Below are 18,017 nucleotides of genomic sequence, written 5' to 3' on the forward strand. Positions count from 1 at the left end.
GGCTTACTATTTCAAGGAGTTTAATCAATTTGCTTTATGGGTTGCGTTATCTTATGCATTAGAAAGAACAAAAGTCCTATAAAAACGATATTGATGAACGCCATGATAAGGGCTACTTGATCCTCTGAGTGCCCGCGAAAGTCAGACAGCAAATCAGCAAAGATAAACAGGCTATAAAACGTACCTGCTACATTTAAGCCCCATCCTACAAAACGGGATGTCTTTACAAGCTGAGTGTAATCGCTAAGCTTTGCCATAATAAAGTGATACCCATACATCACACCAACGGCTGCCATCATTAAGCCGACTGCTGCATTGTCGCCTCGTTTATTTAAATAATATGCATCGAAACATAAAGCACCAACTGCAAAGATGCCTATCAAAATAACAATGGCTTTAATCAAAAATTCAGCGACTGGGTTGGGCTCTCGCTTTGTTGAAACTTGAGATCTTGTCATCGTGACTTGCTGACCATTCCGTATTACTTGTTGCGACTGTTGTTGATAAGCTTGACCATATTTGGGTTGTTGATTTTGCACACTCACATCACTGATTGCACGAGTGGGCGTTCCTTCATCTAGAATATGCTCAACGCATTTCTTAATTAACTTTTTTATTGTCACAAAAACTCCTTGTCATAGAGATTAATTCGAGTATTACCAAAACTCTTTATCTAGTTGGCGGTTATTTTTTAGGTCATAAAAGGGGGCTTGATTTACTAAATCTTCACCTAATATTTGAATATGGTCTTGGTGGTCAAGATAGGGGCTTTCTATCGTTTCTTGCCAACCTTTATAAAACGAACTTGGTATGGGCTGAGTGGTATCCATAAAACGGTGGATTTCACTCCACAACTGCACGCTGCTGTCCATATCCTTTGGCTCCCAATCGGTTGAATAAAGTGTCTGGCGCTTAAGTGTTTTTGGGTATCGCTGTGGGGCTAAAAACGCGAGATTATGCCTCACACCTTTACCCGAGGAGACCTTTACAATATACAGTTCAACTTCATCAAGTGTTAACGAGAAGCTCCCTTCGTTATTGCCAATGGGAAAAGTGACAAGGCCAGTATTTCGGAAGAAGTCTACCCGTAGTATCTCAGATGTATGGTGTTTAATTCTGTGAACTCGATAAAAAACGAAGCTTGCAAACGCCACTAACCCAATCATAAGGTAAAGGATATGAGGCTCAGACTCTTTCAGATATACGGGGAGACAAACAAGCGCAAATATTGAGGCCATATAAGCAAAAACGATATTCGCAAGTTTCCCTGCTCGCGCAAAGTCAGCTCCGCCTAATGCGATACGTAGGTTCGATGAGAGCACGTTATTATCTTGCAAGACAAAGTCTGCTTTACTATTTACAGCCACTTTTTGCATGCCTTTACTAATGTTAAAGTCTCGTGGTATCGAGTCCTCTATTTTTAGTAGCGGTGTTTCTTCTATTGGCCGATCATGCACTACCTTATCTACAGGTGCCGAGGGAGTTAACGTTTGCGTCTCCTTTTTACCCTCAGTTTCCATCACCTTTTCAACAATTGTTTTTACCAAAATAGCTATAAAAGCGAGAACTGATTGATTGGATTTTAACTTGTCTCTCATGGGTAGCCTTTAGTTAATTTAGGAGTCGCTGCAACACACCAGCAGGGCTCATGCCATAATCTTCGATTTCGACGTTAATGACTTGCTCAGCCCAAAGATCTGGCTTATCTATCTTTCCTTCTTCGTCTCTTTCTGACGCAGGTAACTTTAACTCTTGAGATGAACCTGAGTATATTGTTGCTCCTTTACCTCTAGGATATTTTCGACACCGCATTCTAATTTGAATTTTAGAATGATTGAATTTATCAAAATAGGGATAAAGAGCACTTTCTTCAAATTCAATAATTAAACCAGTTAAACTAGAATTAACGAAGATATTGGTATTTTGCCAAAAGTAATCCAACGCCGTTTGAGCTTGTCCTGTGGGTGCAACAGCAATTAATGAGCTCCAAGGTTTTCCAGCTAATAGTGGGCGAATGTCCAGCTGAATGTCTAAGTAACCAAGCTCTGATTCTGGAATATGACCTGGTATTTGCACATTAAACTTTGCAACTTGGAACTTGCCTTTGGAGGTTACCTTGTCATATATCCGAGAAGGTGTGTGTAATTGTACAACAGATACGTCGCTAACTATTTTTGGAGAAAATAACTGATCATAGAGACTATGAAGTGCATATTCAGGGTTTGTCTTCCAGCAGTAATAGGGGTTATCACCAAACCAATCACGCTCGCCACCCCCATATGCGTCACTGCCCCAAGGGCACGCTTTAATCCAAGCTTCCAGCGGTTCATCGCGTAATAGATAATAAATACCATATCCAAGTAATACCAGAATGAGTCCTACATAGCCCAGTTTACTCATGGGGTTTAAAATAACGCCTCTGGTGATCGTGGCAAGTATGGTTGGCGCGGTTTCAACTGCTAGCGCGACAAAGCCTGCTGTTGCAATACTGAGGCCTGCAGCGCCACCAGAGTCACCGCGTTTAAACGCGTAATAGGCATCAAAGCCTGACAATCCGGCACTATATGCAGATGCTAAGAGGTTTAATCTAGCTGTCCATGTAATGATGTTTGCTTTTTTTGCAAACTCAGGACCAAACTTACGAACGGCGCTGAGATTTCCTTTAGCCATTTTGTACTGTTGAAATTCTTGATATTGGCGCAGGCTAGGTAACCCAACTTTCATCTCTGTGACCATTGAGAGAGTAGAGAAATGAATCGCTGCTAGATCAGCAATACTACCCATGAAGTCAACGAGTTTTCTATCTCCACTCATATCCCAATTCAAAAAGGCTTGTCGAAAGTTAGCGACTTCAAAGATATATACAATACCGAGTATACCCGCCATTCCTCCCTTTAATGACTGCCCAGATACAGACTCCGTAACAGCCGCATTTTGCCATTTTTGTAAGTTTGCGAGCCTATCAGATAACTTTCTAAGTGTTGCATGTTGATTATCTAGCTCTGTTGCATACTGTTTTGCCTCTTCTACAGCCGTATCATATATTGCTTGGGCTGTTGATTCTGCTGACTTGGCTGAGACATCAGCACCAGTAATTTTTATCAAGTATGCAATGGATTTGTTTTTGCTTTCAATCGTTGTGATGGTTTCCGCTTGATTGAGAGACTGGGTTAGAAATTCAAGTCGTTTGTTTAAATTAAGTACGTCTTCTAACGATAGTTTGAGCTTAGAGCCTCTATATCCAACGTCTATTTTGCGTTTATTACTGCCGCGAATAATTTGGTTGAGTTCTTTAATTTGCTTTTCTGCAGCCAATTTTCGAGACTGAGGATCAAGTGGCATATACCCTTCAGGAAAGTCCCCGTTGAGGTAATCTTGCACTCTCATTTCCACTTCAACTAAATACCCAGGTGCTGAGATATCGACCAAGCGCATCAAAGGTTGCAGCACATCTGCTTTTGCATCAATGAGTTTTGCAAACGGATATTTCTTCCAAGCATTGTTTACCTTCACAAAAGAGTTGACCTGTTTTCTAGAACGACTGACGGCAACTTTTGCTTTAGCAAATTTAGCCTCTAACTCTCGTAGACGCGCACGTTCCAGTTCTAATTGTTGATCAAGCTGCGCTCTGCTCATTCTATGTTCTTGCTCTGTTAAGTTTTCAAGCACACTCTTCTTATACTCATATTCAGCACGCTTTTCTTGTAACTCTTTAAATGCTTTTGCTTTTTCTCTTTCAGCGTTGATAAGGGCTTGTTCTGACTGCGCTATCTCATGTTGTGTTGCATCCATTGCCTCTCGAGTTTGGGCCTTTTGTTCCCCAAGCGTACCCGGATGTGTAGAGAGGTTATAAGCGGCCTCTGGAATTTCGAATAAACTGCCTGCTAAACCCATAATCACTTGGGAGAGGCGGCGCCCCATTTGCTCACTCTCTTCTTGTGGCAAAATGGCTTCTTGAGCATGGATCTTTTGTATTTTGGCGCTAGTTAAAGGCAATGCAAAGCGATCATATTCCGCCTTTTCGTAGTCGTGTAGTTTGTCGCCTGTGGGCTTTGGAAACAAAAATTGGGTGATTTGCTTAGCTGGTTTTGTCGGGTGTTGACCCAGACATTGCAGGATAAAATCTTGCCCCTGATAGCCTGAACTTAACTCATGCCAAAACTCTTTGTCTGTATTAAGGTGTGCAAGCGGTGCGGCTGGGTGAGGCTTTAACGCGAGAAATACATCGGTGACTAAGTCGTATGCTTCAAAGAACCTCAGATCTGATTGGTAGGCATAGTCTTTAAAGCACTCAGTAAAACCTGCACTAAGAGATTCTTGATTTAAGAACTCGACTAGCTCGTCAGAGATTTCTGCAATGCGACGAGCAAGTTTTTGGAAGGCCTTTTCTTCCAAAAACTTAAAGAACTTATCTTCCTCTAAATGAGAAGTGCGCCAGTTTTTTAGTTTATTGGCAAAATCGACGGCGTCTTCATCAGATTCTACAAGAGTCTCTCCACTGCCTTGAATTTCAATGTCTTTATCTAAAATCGAATCGGCTTGATGGTAAAAAACCTGCACCATAAAGCTGGCGAGTTCATATTTAGCTTGTTGTTGCAGATCAATTTTACCGGTTGCACTATCTAACCCTGATAATTTGTTGAGTAAGTGCTGAATATCCGTGGTGAGATCTTGAATTTGTGAAATGAAATATCGAGCCACATGGACCCCGTCAAAAATCGGCACTTGGGCGATTTTATCGCGCTCTGGAAGGTGCAGCTTTTGATGAAGTGTCGGGGTGTTAACTACTTTGCCTTGGTCGTTATAGCCTGTGGCAAATTGCCCTAAGTTATCCAGCTTCGTCATGCGCTGTGCTCTGAGCGCTGCTGCATCTCCTGGGGCAGGGCTATGTCTTTCTTCGTCAGCGAGTGGTGTGCCGGTATTTAAGCGCGGATCCTGTTCATTAAAACCGCCAAACAACAAGATCTGTTCCCACGACCACTGTACTTCAGACCATGCGATTTCTACGCTTACTTCGTTGCCATTTAATTTATGCGGGACGAGAATGCTGCTGGTTGGCTTACAGGTTGCTGCACGTGTGCCTTGCGGTCGTGAGTTAGGTTTATTGGCCGACTTTTTCCAACTTAAAAAACCTTTTTGCCAATACAAATTCACATCTGAGAATAGCGCCGGGGCATCAAAGTCTTCGGGTTCGATAACTTGTAGTTCACGCCATAAATAGCCATCGACATAAATATAGATAAATCCGCTGGTTACTGGAGAAGCTGATTGTAGTTGCTGCTCTGGCGTGTCGTATAAAAATGGATAAATGTGCACCAGCTCAATGTCAGCATCGCTGCTTTGTTGGTCTACCGTGTTTGAAGTGTAAAGGGGGACCTTATAATAGCCTTCTTTCGTGCCGTCAACCGAGGTGTCTTTGAGCATCAAAGAAACCACTTCTTTGTCGCTTGCATAGCCCTCAAAAACAAGTTCTCTAAAATTACCGTTAGCATTGGTTTTGGTTGGTAAAGTGTGGCTCATCCTATCTTCACCTCTTCATCGCTAGGTTTGCTACTACCCGACACTTTTATATTGATCTTATTCGTACCGGCTTGGCTTAGTGGCTCTGCGCCAAGCACAACATCAAGGCCTGCAGGAGTCGCACCACCGGGCTGGTTCAAAGGTGCGGGGGGCGTATTTTTATTATTAGATACCATTAAATCTCCCTGCCGAACCGCTGGTTTTCCCTCGATGTAAACATCAAAGCTGCCTTGCAGAAACTCCGCTTTTTTACCCAATGTTCGACTAGCGATACCTTTTTTATTACCGGGTTGGTCTCCCGTACTTTTTGAAAAGTTAGACTTGATATTGGCCGCACCGTTACCTTGAATTTTTACTGAGCTGGCAACGCTTGCGGCGTCTGATGAGCGGGCGATGTTGCCATAAGGAATAGGCACAACCACTTTGCCTATCTTAGTCAAACAAACGTCTACTGTGCTTAACACACCGCCGCTGCCACTATGTACGGCGGTTCTGCCGTTAATGAGAACATTGGTATTTGACACGATAGCTGCTTGTCTGGCTTCGGCTTCAAAGTCTCTGGCAACATCACTCTCAGTTCCTACTTGCCAACCCAGTTTAAGGGTTACCAAGTCTAAGAATGCTTGTGGGTCGCTAATTGGCAGATTAACATCCATTCCCGTTATTGGCTCAATATGCGGTAGAACAGCCGTTTGGTTTTGTTCATCCCATTGTGGCGGGTCGATGATGTAGTCAGGAATAAACGCATTGACCATTTGGCCTAAGGTAAAATCGCCGTATTTGGCTCTTTCGATTTCTTCTAAAAAGGCTTGCTCTCCCGCAGCACGGTCGGGGAATATTGCAATACGATAGGCCTGTCCCAGCGCTTGATTTCGCTTTGCACTAATATTTAATGGCAGTAGGGCTGGATTGTTGTGTCGCCAAGAAGCAGAACCTGAGGTTCGTAATTTGGCAGTTTGCGCGTCGACATTGTATTGCACGCTCTGGGCTTCGTTGCCTGCACCGGCGCCGATAAAGCTCATTGTGTTGTCCTTAAATTATTCCTTTAGTCGCAGTTGTATTGGGTTTATCTAATACAAACGGCGTAATTGTTCCGCATTGTCTGCGCTTTGTCAAAGTGTGAATTATTGTGAGCGTTTATTAACGTGAGCTGTATAAAACAAGTGTGAGTGGCGATAAAGGAGGATGTGAGCTCACAAATGTAAAGTGGTTTGGGTCGACTTGGATTGATAGCTTCTGGGAGTTAGGCACAGCTTTCGTTGATATAGCCTGCGTCGCCAATAATAGCGATAACGTCGTCTTCTCCTTTGGTGTGTAAATTCGCCGTGTTATCCCTAAAACTTACTGGCTAGGTGAGAAAGAAGTCATTATTTCTCTTAAAGGCAATGAGTTCATCTATTTCTTATCTAAACCTCAGGTTATTTATCTATGAAAACTCTTTTTTCTTCTGTTAGATAAATGAACAATTTTGTTTGACCTTACCATAAGGGTAAGGGTTAGTGTCCAACAATGAGAATGAACGCGTTTGCGGAGATAGAAATGGACAAGGTAATAAAATTTAATGTATCAGGCATGACATGCGCCTCGTGCGTTGGCCGAGTTGAGAAAGCCTTAGAGAAAGTGTCTGGCGTTGTCAGTGCCAGTGTTAACTTAGCCTTGGAAGCGGTTTCGGTAGAGGGGAGTGCAGAGGTGTCGGCGTTGGTCAGTGCGGTAAAAGATGCCGGCTACAAGGTCGATACCAGTGAAGTGCAATATCAAGTTAAAGGCATGACTTGCGCGTCTTGTGTAAGCCGAGTGGAAAAGGCTGCGCAAACATTACCGCAGGTAATTAAAGCCGAGGTCAATTTAGCGACTGAAAAGCTAACCTTAACTTTAGTGGCAGAGTTACCGTTCGCTGAAATCGAAGCCAAGCTTAACGACGCCGGTTACACTGTGGTACAGTCACAAGCAGACCCTGATGAGTCAAGCGAACAAGTGGCAGCAATTCCCTTTTATCGCGCTGATTGGTTCCCGGCAGTGGCGTCACTGACGCTCACCTTACCTATGGTGTTACCCATGTTTGCCATGTTGTTTAACCAAAACTGGATGCTCCCGGCTTGGATGCAATGGGCATTGGCCACGCCTGTTCAGTTTTATTTTGGTGCGCGTTTTTATCGTGCCGGGTGGGGAGCAATAAAAGCGGGAACGGGGAATATGGATTTGCTGGTGGCCATCGGCACCAGTGCGGCGTATGGCCTGTCGCTGTATTTGTGGTGGACATTCAGCGGTGAGCATGGCGCTCCACATTTATACTTCGAAAGCAGCAGTGCCGTGTTGAGTTTGGTGCTGTTGGGCAAGTATCTTGAACACCGAGCCAAGCGACGTACAACCAGCGCCCTTAAAGCGCTTGAAAGCTTAAGGCCAACATCGGCTATGGTCTGGCGTGATAACAGTTGGCAAGAAGTCCCTGCTGGGGCAGTAAAAAGTGGCGAACGACTATTGATCAAACCTGGTGAGCGTATACCGGTTGACGGCGTTGTAGTTGAAGGTCACTCACAGGTAGATGAAGCGCTTATCAGCGGTGAAAGCGTGCCTGTTTATAAAGCACAAACAGATAAAGTTACTGGTGGTTCGGTGAATCTTGATGGCGTGCTTGAAGTGGATGCAACCAGTGTTGGCGCGGAATCAACGTTGGCAAAAATTATTCGTTTGGTAGAACAAGCACAAGGCGCGAAAGCACCAGTGCAAGCGTTGGTGGATAAAGTGAGTGCGATATTTGTACCAGCGGTATTGGTGATTGCAATCATTACATTTTTTGCATGGGGGCTCAGTACTGGAGATTGGCCAACAGGTATTCTGAATGCGGTGGCGGTTCTTGTTATTGCTTGCCCGTGTGCGCTTGGTTTAGCAACACCTGCCGCGATTATGGCAGGTACAGGCACTGCGGCGCGCTATGGGATCTTAGTAAAAGATGCTGGTGCACTGGAGCAAGCAACTGCCATCGATATGGTAATTTTTGATAAAACGGGCACGCTTACGATGGGCAAACCTGAACTTAGCAATATGCACACTTTTACGTATCATCAAGACGAGGTGTTACAGCTGGCGGCATCGTTACAGCAATACAGCGAACACCCGCTTGCCAAGGCTGTGGTCAATAAGGCACTGGAAAAGCAATTGTCATTACTTCCTGTAAGCGACTTTAAAGTGGTAGCGGGTAGAGGCGTTAAAGCACAATACCAAGATAAGACAGTCTATTTGGGGAGCGGCTTTTGGATGCAAGAGTTAGGCTTAACTTTGCCTGCGCTACCAGAAGAAATACCCGGCGCTTCTTTATCTTGGTTAGTGAGCCAAAATAGTGAACTGAGCTGCGAGTTTTTGGCGCTATTCTACTTTACTGACGAGCTTAAAGCTCATGCCTATACCGCGGTCAAACAGCTTAAGCAGCAAGGGATTAAAGTTGCAATGTTGACTGGAGACAGCCAAAGTAGTGCACAGTACAACGCTAAATTGCTAGAACTGGACGATTACAAAGCGCAAGTACTGCCAGAGCACAAAGCTGAGTATATTGCTAATGCCCAACAGCAAGGTTACTGTGTGGCAATGGTCGGCGACGGGATCAATGACGCCCCAGCACTGGCACAGGCTGATCTGGGTATCGCAATGGCAACCGGTACGGAAGTGGCGGTAAGCGCGTCGGCCATGACGCTGATGCGGGGCGAACCAAGCTTAGTGGCATCTGCTTTAGCGATGGCAAAATTAACCTATCGCAAAATCAAGCAAAATCTATTTTGGGCATTTATCTTTAATGTCATTGGCATTCCATTGGCAGCACTGGGTTACCTTAACCCTATTTTTGCAGGTGCGGCGATGGCGACCAGTAGTTTACTAGTCATTAGCAATGCGTTGTTATTGCAACGTTGGCAACCAAAGGAGTAAACGTCATGGAAAAACTGATCACAATCGGCGAAGCCGCGCAGCGTACAGGACTCTCGGCAAAAATGATCCGCCATTATGAAGCGAGCGGGCTACTAAAGTGCAGCAAAAGAAGTGAAGCAGGCTACCGGCTGTACGATTCACAACAATTACAATTGCTAGGTGTGATAAAGCAAGCACGAAAACTGGGGTTTCCTATTGCGCAGATCCAATCTTTACTCGATTTGTTACAAAACCCAGATCGTACTAGCCGTGAAGTCAAATCGATAGCGCAGCATCATTTGAATGAGATTGAGCATAAAATCAATGAACTTCAGCAAATGCGTGAGACTTTGAAACAACTGTCGGACAACTGTAATGGTGACGAAAATGCAAACTGTCCAATTTTAGATGGGCTTTGCCAAAATAGCCTAAAGTAGCCGAAGGTTAGAATAAGCAAACGTTAAATAGCCAGTCTTCATCATTGAAGACTGGCTATTTTTGTAGTTGCTGTAATGTCTCTGTAATCTGTTGTAACTCGGTGTAATAGATAAAATCACCACCCTTAAATATGCTTTTAAAGTAATAGCTTAAAGGAGCATATTAAAATGAATAAAGAACTAGATATTGCCATTGTGGGTGGCGGTGTATCAGGTGTCTATAGTGCATGGCGTCTGCAACAAGAGCTTGGTGATACACATCGCATAGGCTTATTTGAGTATAGCGATCGTATCGGTGGTCGTTTGTACAGTCGCACGCTTCCGGGGTTACCCAACGTCGTGGCTGAGCTTGGTGGCATGCGCTTTATTCCTGATGATCATGTGATGGTGAGTACGCTGGTGGATGAGCTAAAGCTCCAAACCAAAGACTTCCCAATGGGCTCAAAGCTGCCGTTATACCCTTCAAATGCAGAAAGCTCCCCTGAAGCAGGTAGTGAAAACAACCTCTTTTACCTGCGAGGGCAATATTTTAGATATCGTGATTTCGCCGAGTGTCCAGATAAAATCCCATACAAGCTTGAAGAAACAGAGCGAGGCTATGGACCGGAAGATCTTCAAGTTAAAGTCATGAACCTCATCTGCCCGGGATTTGCCGATATGTCTCTCGCAGAGCAGATGAAAGTCAAAGTGTTTGGCAAGGAAATCTGGCGCTTTGGCTTTTGGAACTTGCTTGAGCATGTGTTGAGTAACGAAGCATACCTTTTTATGAAAGAAGCGGGGGGCTACGATGCTAATGTGGCGAATGCCAGTGCGGTTACTCAGTTGCCTGCCACTGAATATAGCGATGATACAGTATTTAAGACCCTCAAAGATGGTTTTCAGGCGTTACCGCTGAAGTTATGTGAAGAGTTTGCAGCGGCACCGGGCTGCCTTGACCGCTGTAAGCGCGTTAATATGTTGCATCGACTTGCAAAAATTGAGCTGCATCATTGTGGCGAGTATCGTTATGAACTCACCTTTCAACCAACACAAGTGAACAGCAGTGGGAAAGTGGTTGATAAAGATGCTCCAGCGTACAGCGTTAAAGTGAAGCGGCTTATTTTGGCTATGCCAAGGCGCTCGCTTGAGCTGATTGAATCGCCGTTCTTTGACGACCCTTGGTTAAAAGAAAACATTCCGTCTGTGCTTATCCAAAAAGCGATTAAGATGTTTATGGCTTACGAGCAACCTTGGTGGCGCAGTTTGGGCCTTGTTGCTGGTCGCTCTGTCACTGACTTACCAATCCGTCAAACTTATTACATGGGCACGGAATGCGATCAAAAAGAATGCCTTGAATACGAGACCAACGAAAAAGGCGAACGGGTATGTAAAGTAGAGCATACCTATGGTGAGCCTAATACCAACTCGCTGCTAATGGCTTCTTACAATGATATTGGCACTATCCCTTACTGGAAAGGTTTAGAAAAAGGCGAGCATTACCAAGGCTATATGCCAGCCTATGGTGCACAAGGCTATGCCGAAAATGAGATAGTACCTAAAAACCAGTATCAAATTACCACTGGGATGGTTGAAGCGGCACATCGCCAAATTCAAGCGTTACATAATCAAAAAGCGCTCCCAATGCCATATTCTGCTATCTACCAAGAGTGGGGGGATGACCCTTATGGCGGTGGCTGGCATGAGTGGAAAGCCAATTATCGTCTCGATGAGATCATGTGCAGAATGCGCCACCCTGTTGCAAGTGAAGAAATCTATATTGTTGGCGAAGCGTACTCCTATGAACAAGGTTGGGTTGAAGGGGCGTTAAATACGGCTGAATCAACATTGGCTGAGTTCTTTGCTTTACCAACGCCTAATTGGTTATCCAAAGACAAAGCCCAGTATGAACAGTGGCTTGAGTCACACCACAACTACTTACCAGTAGATTGCCGTAAAGGTGGCTGCTCGTGTCAGCATTCAGCGCAGCAGCCAAATGCCAGTTCGGACACGCTGGACGAAGTCACTGAATTCGCTTATCGAGGTATTAATCATGAGTACCGCTAATTTTACGGTTGCTGACCATTTACTGTGGCGGTTAAAGCAGTTGGGCCTTGATAAGGTGTTTCAAGTGCCTGGTGACTATGTGCAAGAATTTATGACCGCACTGGACAACTTTCCTGGTATTGACGCTGTAGGCGATGTAACCGAGCTAGGGGCAGGCTACGCGGCGGATGGATATGCAAGATACCGTGGAATTGGCGCGGTGTCGGTGCAATACGGCGTTGGCACGTTCAGTGTATTAAACGCCATCGCCGGCGCTTATGTCGAGCGTAATCCTGTTGTCGTTATATCGGCAAGCCCATCGGCTGAAAACCGTGTAGATATTGAAGAAACAGGCGTGTTATTTCATCACTCTACCGGCGACTATAGCGCAGATAAAAAGGTGTTTGAAAATGTCACTGTCGCCAGTGAAATTCTTTCGGATCCCGCTTCTGCTCCTGACATTATTGACAATGCGTTACGCCTTGCCATGAGTGAAAAGCGGCCTATTTATCTAGAAGCATGGCAAAACGTGTGGGGCGCAGCTTGTGATAAACCAGATGGCCATTTAGTGATCCCAAGACCTGCATCTAATCCTACGATGATGGCAAATTTACTCGATAAAGTAATCAACCGACTCAAAGAAGCTGAGAAGCCGTTGGTATTATTAGGCATAGAGATCACGCGACTTGGCATACAAAGGGAAGTCGAAAACTTGCTCTGTAATCTCAATATTCCGTATACCACGACCACGCTAGCCAAATCAGTATTAAGTGAGGCGCAAGGGCTTGGGAAGAAGCTGTTTGTTGGCACCTATGCGGGTGAAGCGTCATGGCCTGAAACGTTTGACTTTGTTAGCAAACGAGATTGCATTTTAGCGTTGGGGGCAATATTCACTGATGACTACCTGACCATGTTAAAAACGCAAGACAACGAATTGATCCGCGTGAATATGGGCGAAGCAAGAATTGGTAACTGCGAGCGTTTTGGTGGTATCGATTTAGCACAGTTTATTGATGATTTAACGGTGTATGTTGAGCATTACCCGATGCAGCATCATGCGCTTTGCTCGTTGCCGGAAAACCCCTACTTGAAAAGTCCCGTACGAGATTGCGATACCATCAGCTACGAAAACTTCTTTTGCACATACCAAAAGCAGTTAGCCCAATGCCAAAAGGTGCGTGACTTCAACCTTATTTTAGGTGAAAGCTCTTCGCTTTATATGGCGGCTCGTTTAACTGGTATTGAAGAAAGTCGCTTTATTAGTGACGCGGCTTGGGGGTCGTTAGGTCATGAAACCGGTTGTTCACTCGGCACAGCTTTGGCTGACAATCGACGTAGTGTTGTAGTTGCAGGCGACGGTGGGTTTATGATGATGTGCCAAACACTGTCTACCATTAGCCATAATAAACTCAATACTGCGGTGTTTGTAATGAGTAACCAAGTGTATGCAATTGAGCAGTCGTTTGTTGATATTTGTGCGTTTACTCCTGCGGGCGCGTTTGCACCATTTGATGATTTGCATCATTGGGACTATAAATCATTAGCGAATGCGTATTCTGTTGAATATTTGCATGTAGAGACCGTCGCGGATCTAAATGGGGTTTTTGCTGCGCTTCATGAAAACCCATGTAAGCCGTACCTCATTAAAGTCAATATTGATAAAAAAGATCTCGCACCGGCGATACAAGATCTCGCCGAAGCCATTACGGGTAACAAAGTGGACGACTGTCCATGTGGAAATAGCACAGCGCAAGGAAACAACAATGCCTAAACAATCCAATAAACCAATCCCTGAATATCAGTTAGAAGAAGCACAAAAGCGTATCGACCGCTATTGGCGCGCGACACAAGGATTTATACTCGCGTTAGAAAGCAAGCATGGCTTTTCTGCAAAGCAGTTGCTTACTTTATTGCCAACGGGGGATACTTCGATGGAGCGCTTTAGAGAATATCAAGCTAAAGCACTTATCTTTAACACACGATTTCAGTTTTCGCCCTCGGTGATTGTGATGTGTAATAACACCGATGATGTAATGCGCGCCTATCAAGAGGCGATAGCGTTTAACTTACCCATTCGCGTGCGCTCTGGTGGCCATGATCACGAAGGGGAGTGTAGTGGCACAGATGTGGTGCTACTGGATTTAAGCGGTTTAAAAGACTTCTCCATTGAGAAAGAAGGCGATGACTATATTGCTCATATTGGCTCTGGATATCGCTTTTATCAATTAGTTCCAAAGCTTGCGGAATCTGGTTACAAGGATATTCCGCCGTTAACCATTCCGCACGGCACCTGTGCCACGGTTGGGTTAGCTGGGTATATTCAAGGCGGTGGTTGGGGCCCGTGGACGCGAGCAAAAGGGATGTGCTGTGAGTCACTCGTTGGTGCGACTGTTATTTTGCAAGATGGTTCGAGAGTTGAGGTATCTGAGACTGAAAATGAAGATCTCTTATGGGCACTACGCGGAGGCGGGGCGTTAAGTTATGGAATAGTGACGGAGTTTAGAGTCAAAGCTTTTGAGCTACCTGACGAAATCCACCGCTTTGAAATTAACTGGAATAATGAGGCGGTTGGCTCTACAGACTTAGCAACTTGGCAGCTGCTCAGCCAGTGGGAAGATGCGATTAACGATACGGGAAAGGGTACCGAGAACTTAGTTGGTACTAACCTAAAAATCAACGCGATCCCAGATGTTAGCGAGTGTGAAAAATCATCTGGTTACGAAAAAGCGTTGGCGCACCCAAGCACTATGTACGGTTATTGGCAAGGCTCCGAAAAGGCGCTACTTCAGTTTGCTAAGCAGTATTTTCCCACTGCTAAAGTGCAGGTGACGGGCACGGACACCAAGCAGAATTATAGCGAAGCATTGATGTCTGACTGGTCGCGAAACTCTTTGGCTAATCTCAAAAAACTGGGGTTAAAAGGGACGCTTGCCGCAAGCCTTGATGGCGAACCATTTACACCAGACTTCGACGCCCCAGCGCCACACAAGATCACCTCGAAGCTAGTGCGTGAGTCAGGTCTTACCGAACAAGGCAAGTTGGCGCTATTGCGTTCACTCACATCGCCTTTATTGTTTGCACAAAATGCCCCACTTGGACTATTTAGTTATGTCACTCTAGGTGCCATTGCAGGTAAGTTTTATGCTAATGATACTTGTGATGATGCTAAGGAACGTGTTGCCTTTCCTTATACTACTGCGCAGTATACCATTCAATACCAAACTTGGTGGAATACCGAGTTAAAATATGACGGCAGTTATGACAGCAAACGCCTTGGTCAAGCAAATCCAGTATACCGTTATGTAAACCGTGCACTTGATTGGATTGAAGTGAGCCGCGACACCACCATAGAAGGGGCATACGGCGCGTTTATCAGCTTTAAAGACGCATCCATCCCGACGCAAACCTACTTCCAAGAGAATTACGAAAAACTCATTGAAATCAAAGAGGAGTATTCGGGTTTCACAGTTAAATTAGACTGTGGTAAAGAGGTTTACGTCAACTTTAATCGCCTAAGAACCCGTAAGACAATTATTTAACAGTGTTAAATGTGAAGAGCAAAAAGCCAGTATCGGCTTTTTGCTTGGTTTCACCTTGAGGTAGGAGATGTTTTACACAGCGATCTTGTTGTTTTTATGTCGGGCTTTGGGCTTAGGTTAGAGGGATAAATTCTTCACCGAGTATTTGTCGAAGCACATAAACCCTCGGTGGGTAAACCACCTCCTACACGCCTATTTACGCTACGTAGTAGGAGCTGTTTTACACAGCGATCTTGTTGTTTTTATATTGAATTTTTGGGTGGTGAGATGAGGGGGATTTTTCATCCAAAATTCGTTAGAAAACATAAACTGCTCGGCGAGTGAATCGCCTCCTACAAGCGTATTTACGCTACGTAGTAGGAGCTGTTTTACACAGCGATTTTGTCGCTTTTATCATGTGCTTTACGCTGCGGCCTTGAAAGCATGTTAAATATCTAACACCACCACTTCCATTTGGTCTTGCGTATCATAAGGCTGGATCTGCATTTTTATTTGGCTCTCAGAAAGCAACTCCAGCTGACCTTCTGCGGCTTTGTATTTGCTGTGAACGACCTTTACTGCATGAATACCAAATCCGATTTCTCGCTCTAAGCGTAAAACTAAACCATATGAGGTGGTGGCTCCGCGGTCGGTTCGGTAAAGCACATAGTTATCGTCATTGACATTCAGTCGATTAAGTTCGGCAAAGGAGTTGTCAACGCCGCTTTGTTTGATCTCGGAATAATCACCAGCGGCAAAGATGAATACGATGAAACTCGGCACTGCTGCTGCCAAAGCGACTAAGAAGCCAGACACTTTGAGTAACTTGGTGCGTCGACATAACGACCACAGCAACACTGAAGCGGGCAAGATGATGGCCAGTATCATAACGAAAAGGTAATTATGCTGAGGAGCTGCAAATCTTAACTCCCAAGGCAAATTACTCATATTAAGGATGACCAGTAATACAACAATGACCAACGCAATACTTGAAAATCGTTTCATAAATTAAACCTAAACTACAACCAAAGTAAGTGATACCAAAAATAAACCTCTGGTTATTTAAACAAGCTGAATTTCCCTGTAAATTCTTTAAGCTCCGCGCTATCGCCAAACATGCAAATGCCAAAGTACTCTAATTCTTGCTCTGGTGTTTCAGCGGTGGCGCTTACTTGCTGTTCGGATGTGCCAACAATCATGGTATTTGTAAAGTCGGTAAAGGGGATGTTACGAGCCACAAGCTCTGCTCGCACTTTTCTGATTTTATTACTGTTATCTGCTTTAAGCACAATAAAAGGGTAGTGCGAAATCGAAGGGTGAATGCCGCCATCTTTGTCTTGATACGGTAAAAAGCAGAGCTCATCAGTATTACCAATTTGGTCAATGAGCCCAGCGGTCATATGGCCAAGCGCATTAAAAAGTCGACCAAGTTCAACTTTTTTATTGAGCACAGCAACAAATCGCTTCGAGTTTTCGTCCGGTAAAACGGAAAAATCAGTCATAGACTTCCTTGAATAAGAAAAGAGACGCTTAACCATATCATAATAACACTATCACCGCGCCTAGATTTCGATAATTGATTGTAATTCCTTAAAAATTTCCTAAGGAGATACAGTAAATTTTGTTAGGCCAATCAGTTGTCCTGAACTGGTGACAACGTGCACCTCCCACTTACCTGTTGAGTCGGCGGGAAAGTTGCTCTTATGGCTCCAAGCTCGATAGCCTTCCTCGCGTCCACCGCTAATATTTAAGGGGATTCGGTCAACCACTTGCTTGTTGTGTACCCACACGTGAAAGATCTTTTCGTTTAGTCCCCGTGGTGCTTTTACCGCGCTCCAACTATACAAGCCTTGTTCGTGAAGCGAATGGGTATCGAGGTGTTGGATACTGTTCATTGGCTTTCGTTGCTGCCTATCAACTTCATAAGCCAGCGTAATGTCGGTGAGTCGTAAGGCCGCCGGGGGAACCCAGCTACGTAACTGCCACAAACCAGCGCTAAGTGCACTTAGCAGCAGAGCCAATAAGGGAAAACGCCACCATCTTGCATGTGGCATGACATTACCAAGACTCGGTAGGGTAAGAATAATGGCGGTGACTAGCGCTATTTGTATACTTTGGTCGGTTGTCAGGTGAAGCAAAATAGGTAGCGTAACTGAAATCACAACAAACAAAGCAAAATTGTGGAATACCATAAACAGCACATTGTGCCGGGCTAGCTTTTTGTAATATATCGGGTCCACAACGGAGATAAACGCGCAGAGTGCAATTAAGCAGGTAAACGCGGCCTGTGGATGATTCCATGTTGTGGCAGCCAAGAAAAAAGGCAGTGCGAAGAATAGACTTTCCTGTTGCACCATTTGTAGGGCAAAGCGCATAAAGTTGGGTGACAACACAATACCAAAACGTTGCTCCACTTGGTCGCGAAGCCAGTTATCAATAATAAGCCACAGCCAACTGGTGAGTAAAAGCAGAGCGATGATCTGTGAAAACGACTCTTTACGTTCAACTAAAATAAAGCTCGCTATACCACTGCAAAAAGCCAACAGCGCCATTAGGCCGGGCCACTTCTGCATCATCAAAATAAATTTTGTTATTAGGTTTTTGAAATAACGCATTGAAATAG

12 protein-coding genes are annotated in these 18,017 nt (G+C 44.6%); 5 read left to right on the top strand and 7 right to left on the bottom strand.

Annotation, left to right across the window (positions count from 1 at the left end):
• Positions 1 to 20: 20 nt before the first annotated feature.
• From MHN32_RS17370 to MHN32_RS17385, 4 genes are read right to left on the bottom strand one after another with little or no spacing between them, the layout of a single operon-like run.
• Positions 21 to 623 carry a hypothetical protein gene (locus tag MHN32_RS17370; protein ID WP_239422395.1) on the bottom strand — a complete coding sequence of 201 codons (603 nt, stop codon included), beginning with the start codon at positions 621 to 623 and terminating at the stop codon, positions 21 to 23.
• A 33-nt stretch (positions 624 to 656) separates the two neighbouring features.
• A complete protein-coding gene (locus MHN32_RS17375; RefSeq protein ID WP_239422396.1) occupies positions 657 to 1,598 on the bottom strand; it encodes a hypothetical protein in 942 nt (313 codons plus the stop codon).
• A 13-nt stretch (positions 1,599 to 1,611) separates the two neighbouring features.
• On the bottom strand, positions 1,612 to 5,520 hold the full coding sequence (locus tag MHN32_RS17380; RefSeq protein WP_239422397.1) for a hypothetical protein: 3,909 nt from the start codon (positions 5,518 to 5,520) through the stop codon (positions 1,612 to 1,614).
• Entirely contained in the window at positions 5,517 to 6,542 is a 1,026-nt protein-coding gene (locus tag MHN32_RS17385; RefSeq protein ID WP_239422398.1) for a DUF4150 domain-containing protein, read from the bottom strand. The genes MHN32_RS17380 and MHN32_RS17385 overlap by 4 nt, the downstream gene beginning before the upstream one ends.
• Positions 6,543 to 7,059: 517 nt before the next feature.
• On the opposite strand from MHN32_RS17385, the gene MHN32_RS17390 reads away from it, so the two are divergent.
• From MHN32_RS17390 to MHN32_RS17410, 5 genes are all read left to right on the top strand, one after another.
• Positions 7,060 to 9,438, top strand: a complete 2,379-nt coding sequence (locus tag MHN32_RS17390) for a heavy metal translocating P-type ATPase (RefSeq protein ID WP_239422399.1) — start codon at positions 7,060 to 7,062, stop codon at positions 9,436 to 9,438.
• A gap of 5 nt (positions 9,439 to 9,443) precedes the next feature.
• Positions 9,444 to 9,854 carry a Cu(I)-responsive transcriptional regulator gene (gene cueR, locus MHN32_RS17395; RefSeq protein ID WP_174169465.1) on the top strand — a complete coding sequence of 137 codons (411 nt, stop codon included), beginning with the start codon at positions 9,444 to 9,446 and terminating at the stop codon, positions 9,852 to 9,854.
• 168 nt (positions 9,855 to 10,022) lie between these two features.
• Positions 10,023 to 11,897 carry an FAD-dependent oxidoreductase gene (locus MHN32_RS17400; protein ID WP_239422400.1) on the top strand — a complete coding sequence of 625 codons (1,875 nt, stop codon included), beginning with the start codon at positions 10,023 to 10,025 and terminating at the stop codon, positions 11,895 to 11,897.
• Positions 11,884 to 13,647, top strand: coding sequence for a thiamine pyrophosphate-binding protein (locus tag MHN32_RS17405; RefSeq protein ID WP_239422401.1), 1,764 nt, complete (start codon positions 11,884 to 11,886; stop codon positions 13,645 to 13,647). Before MHN32_RS17400 ends, MHN32_RS17405 begins: the two co-directional genes overlap by 14 nt.
• Entirely contained in the window at positions 13,640 to 15,415 is a 1,776-nt protein-coding gene (locus MHN32_RS17410; RefSeq protein WP_239422402.1) for an FAD-dependent oxidoreductase, read from the top strand. The genes MHN32_RS17405 and MHN32_RS17410 overlap by 8 nt, the downstream gene beginning before the upstream one ends.
• 426 nt (positions 15,416 to 15,841) lie before the next feature.
• Here the strand turns inward: MHN32_RS17410 and MHN32_RS17415 are convergent, their stop codons facing one another.
• The 3 genes from MHN32_RS17415 to MHN32_RS17425 all read right to left on the bottom strand — a co-directional run bounded on the left by MHN32_RS17415 (position 15,842) and on the right by MHN32_RS17425 (position 18,009).
• Complete coding sequence (locus MHN32_RS17415) at positions 15,842 to 16,399, bottom strand: hypothetical protein (RefSeq protein ID WP_010603642.1); 558 nt, start codon at positions 16,397 to 16,399, stop codon at positions 15,842 to 15,844.
• 53 nt (positions 16,400 to 16,452) lie between these two features.
• Positions 16,453 to 16,896 (bottom strand): DUF2000 domain-containing protein, encoded by a 444-nt coding sequence (locus MHN32_RS17420; RefSeq protein WP_237117355.1) that lies wholly within the window; start codon positions 16,894 to 16,896, stop codon positions 16,453 to 16,455.
• Between the two features lie 99 nt (positions 16,897 to 16,995).
• A complete protein-coding gene (locus MHN32_RS17425) occupies positions 16,996 to 18,009 on the bottom strand; it encodes a DUF5924 family protein (RefSeq protein WP_010603640.1) in 1,014 nt (337 codons plus the stop codon).
• Positions 18,010 to 18,017: the final 8 nt, after the last annotated feature.

This window comes from Pseudoalteromonas sp. Of11M-6, assembly GCF_022347905.1.
Lineage (GTDB): Bacteria > Pseudomonadota > Gammaproteobacteria > Enterobacterales > Alteromonadaceae > Pseudoalteromonas.

Excerpts from the sequence above, each read along its gene's own strand:
- MHN32_RS17415 (WP_010603642.1), bottom strand. The coding sequence starts at position 16,399 with ATGAAACGATTTTCAAGTATTGCGTTGGTCATTGTTGTATTACTGGTC.
- MHN32_RS17425 (WP_010603640.1), bottom strand. The coding sequence starts at position 18,009 with ATGCGTTATTTCAAAAACCTAATAACAAAATTTATTTTGATGATGCAG.
- MHN32_RS17390 (WP_239422399.1), top strand. The coding sequence starts at position 7,060 with ATGGACAAGGTAATAAAATTTAATGTATCAGGCATGACATGCGCCTCG.
- MHN32_RS17410 (WP_239422402.1), top strand. The coding sequence starts at position 13,640 with ATGCCTAAACAATCCAATAAACCAATCCCTGAATATCAGTTAGAAGAA.
- MHN32_RS17420 (WP_237117355.1), bottom strand. The coding sequence starts at position 16,896 with ATGACTGATTTTTCCGTTTTACCGGACGAAAACTCGAAGCGATTTGTT.
- MHN32_RS17375 (WP_239422396.1), bottom strand. The coding sequence starts at position 1,598 with ATGAGAGACAAGTTAAAATCCAATCAATCAGTTCTCGCTTTTATAGCT.
- MHN32_RS17380 (WP_239422397.1), bottom strand. The coding sequence starts at position 5,520 with ATGAGCCACACTTTACCAACCAAAACCAATGCTAACGGTAATTTTAGA.
- MHN32_RS17400 (WP_239422400.1), top strand. The coding sequence starts at position 10,023 with ATGAATAAAGAACTAGATATTGCCATTGTGGGTGGCGGTGTATCAGGT.
- MHN32_RS17405 (WP_239422401.1), top strand. The coding sequence starts at position 11,884 with ATGAGTACCGCTAATTTTACGGTTGCTGACCATTTACTGTGGCGGTTA.
- MHN32_RS17385 (WP_239422398.1), bottom strand. The coding sequence starts at position 6,542 with ATGAGCTTTATCGGCGCCGGTGCAGGCAACGAAGCCCAGAGCGTGCAA.
- cueR (WP_174169465.1), top strand. The coding sequence starts at position 9,444 with ATGGAAAAACTGATCACAATCGGCGAAGCCGCGCAGCGTACAGGACTC.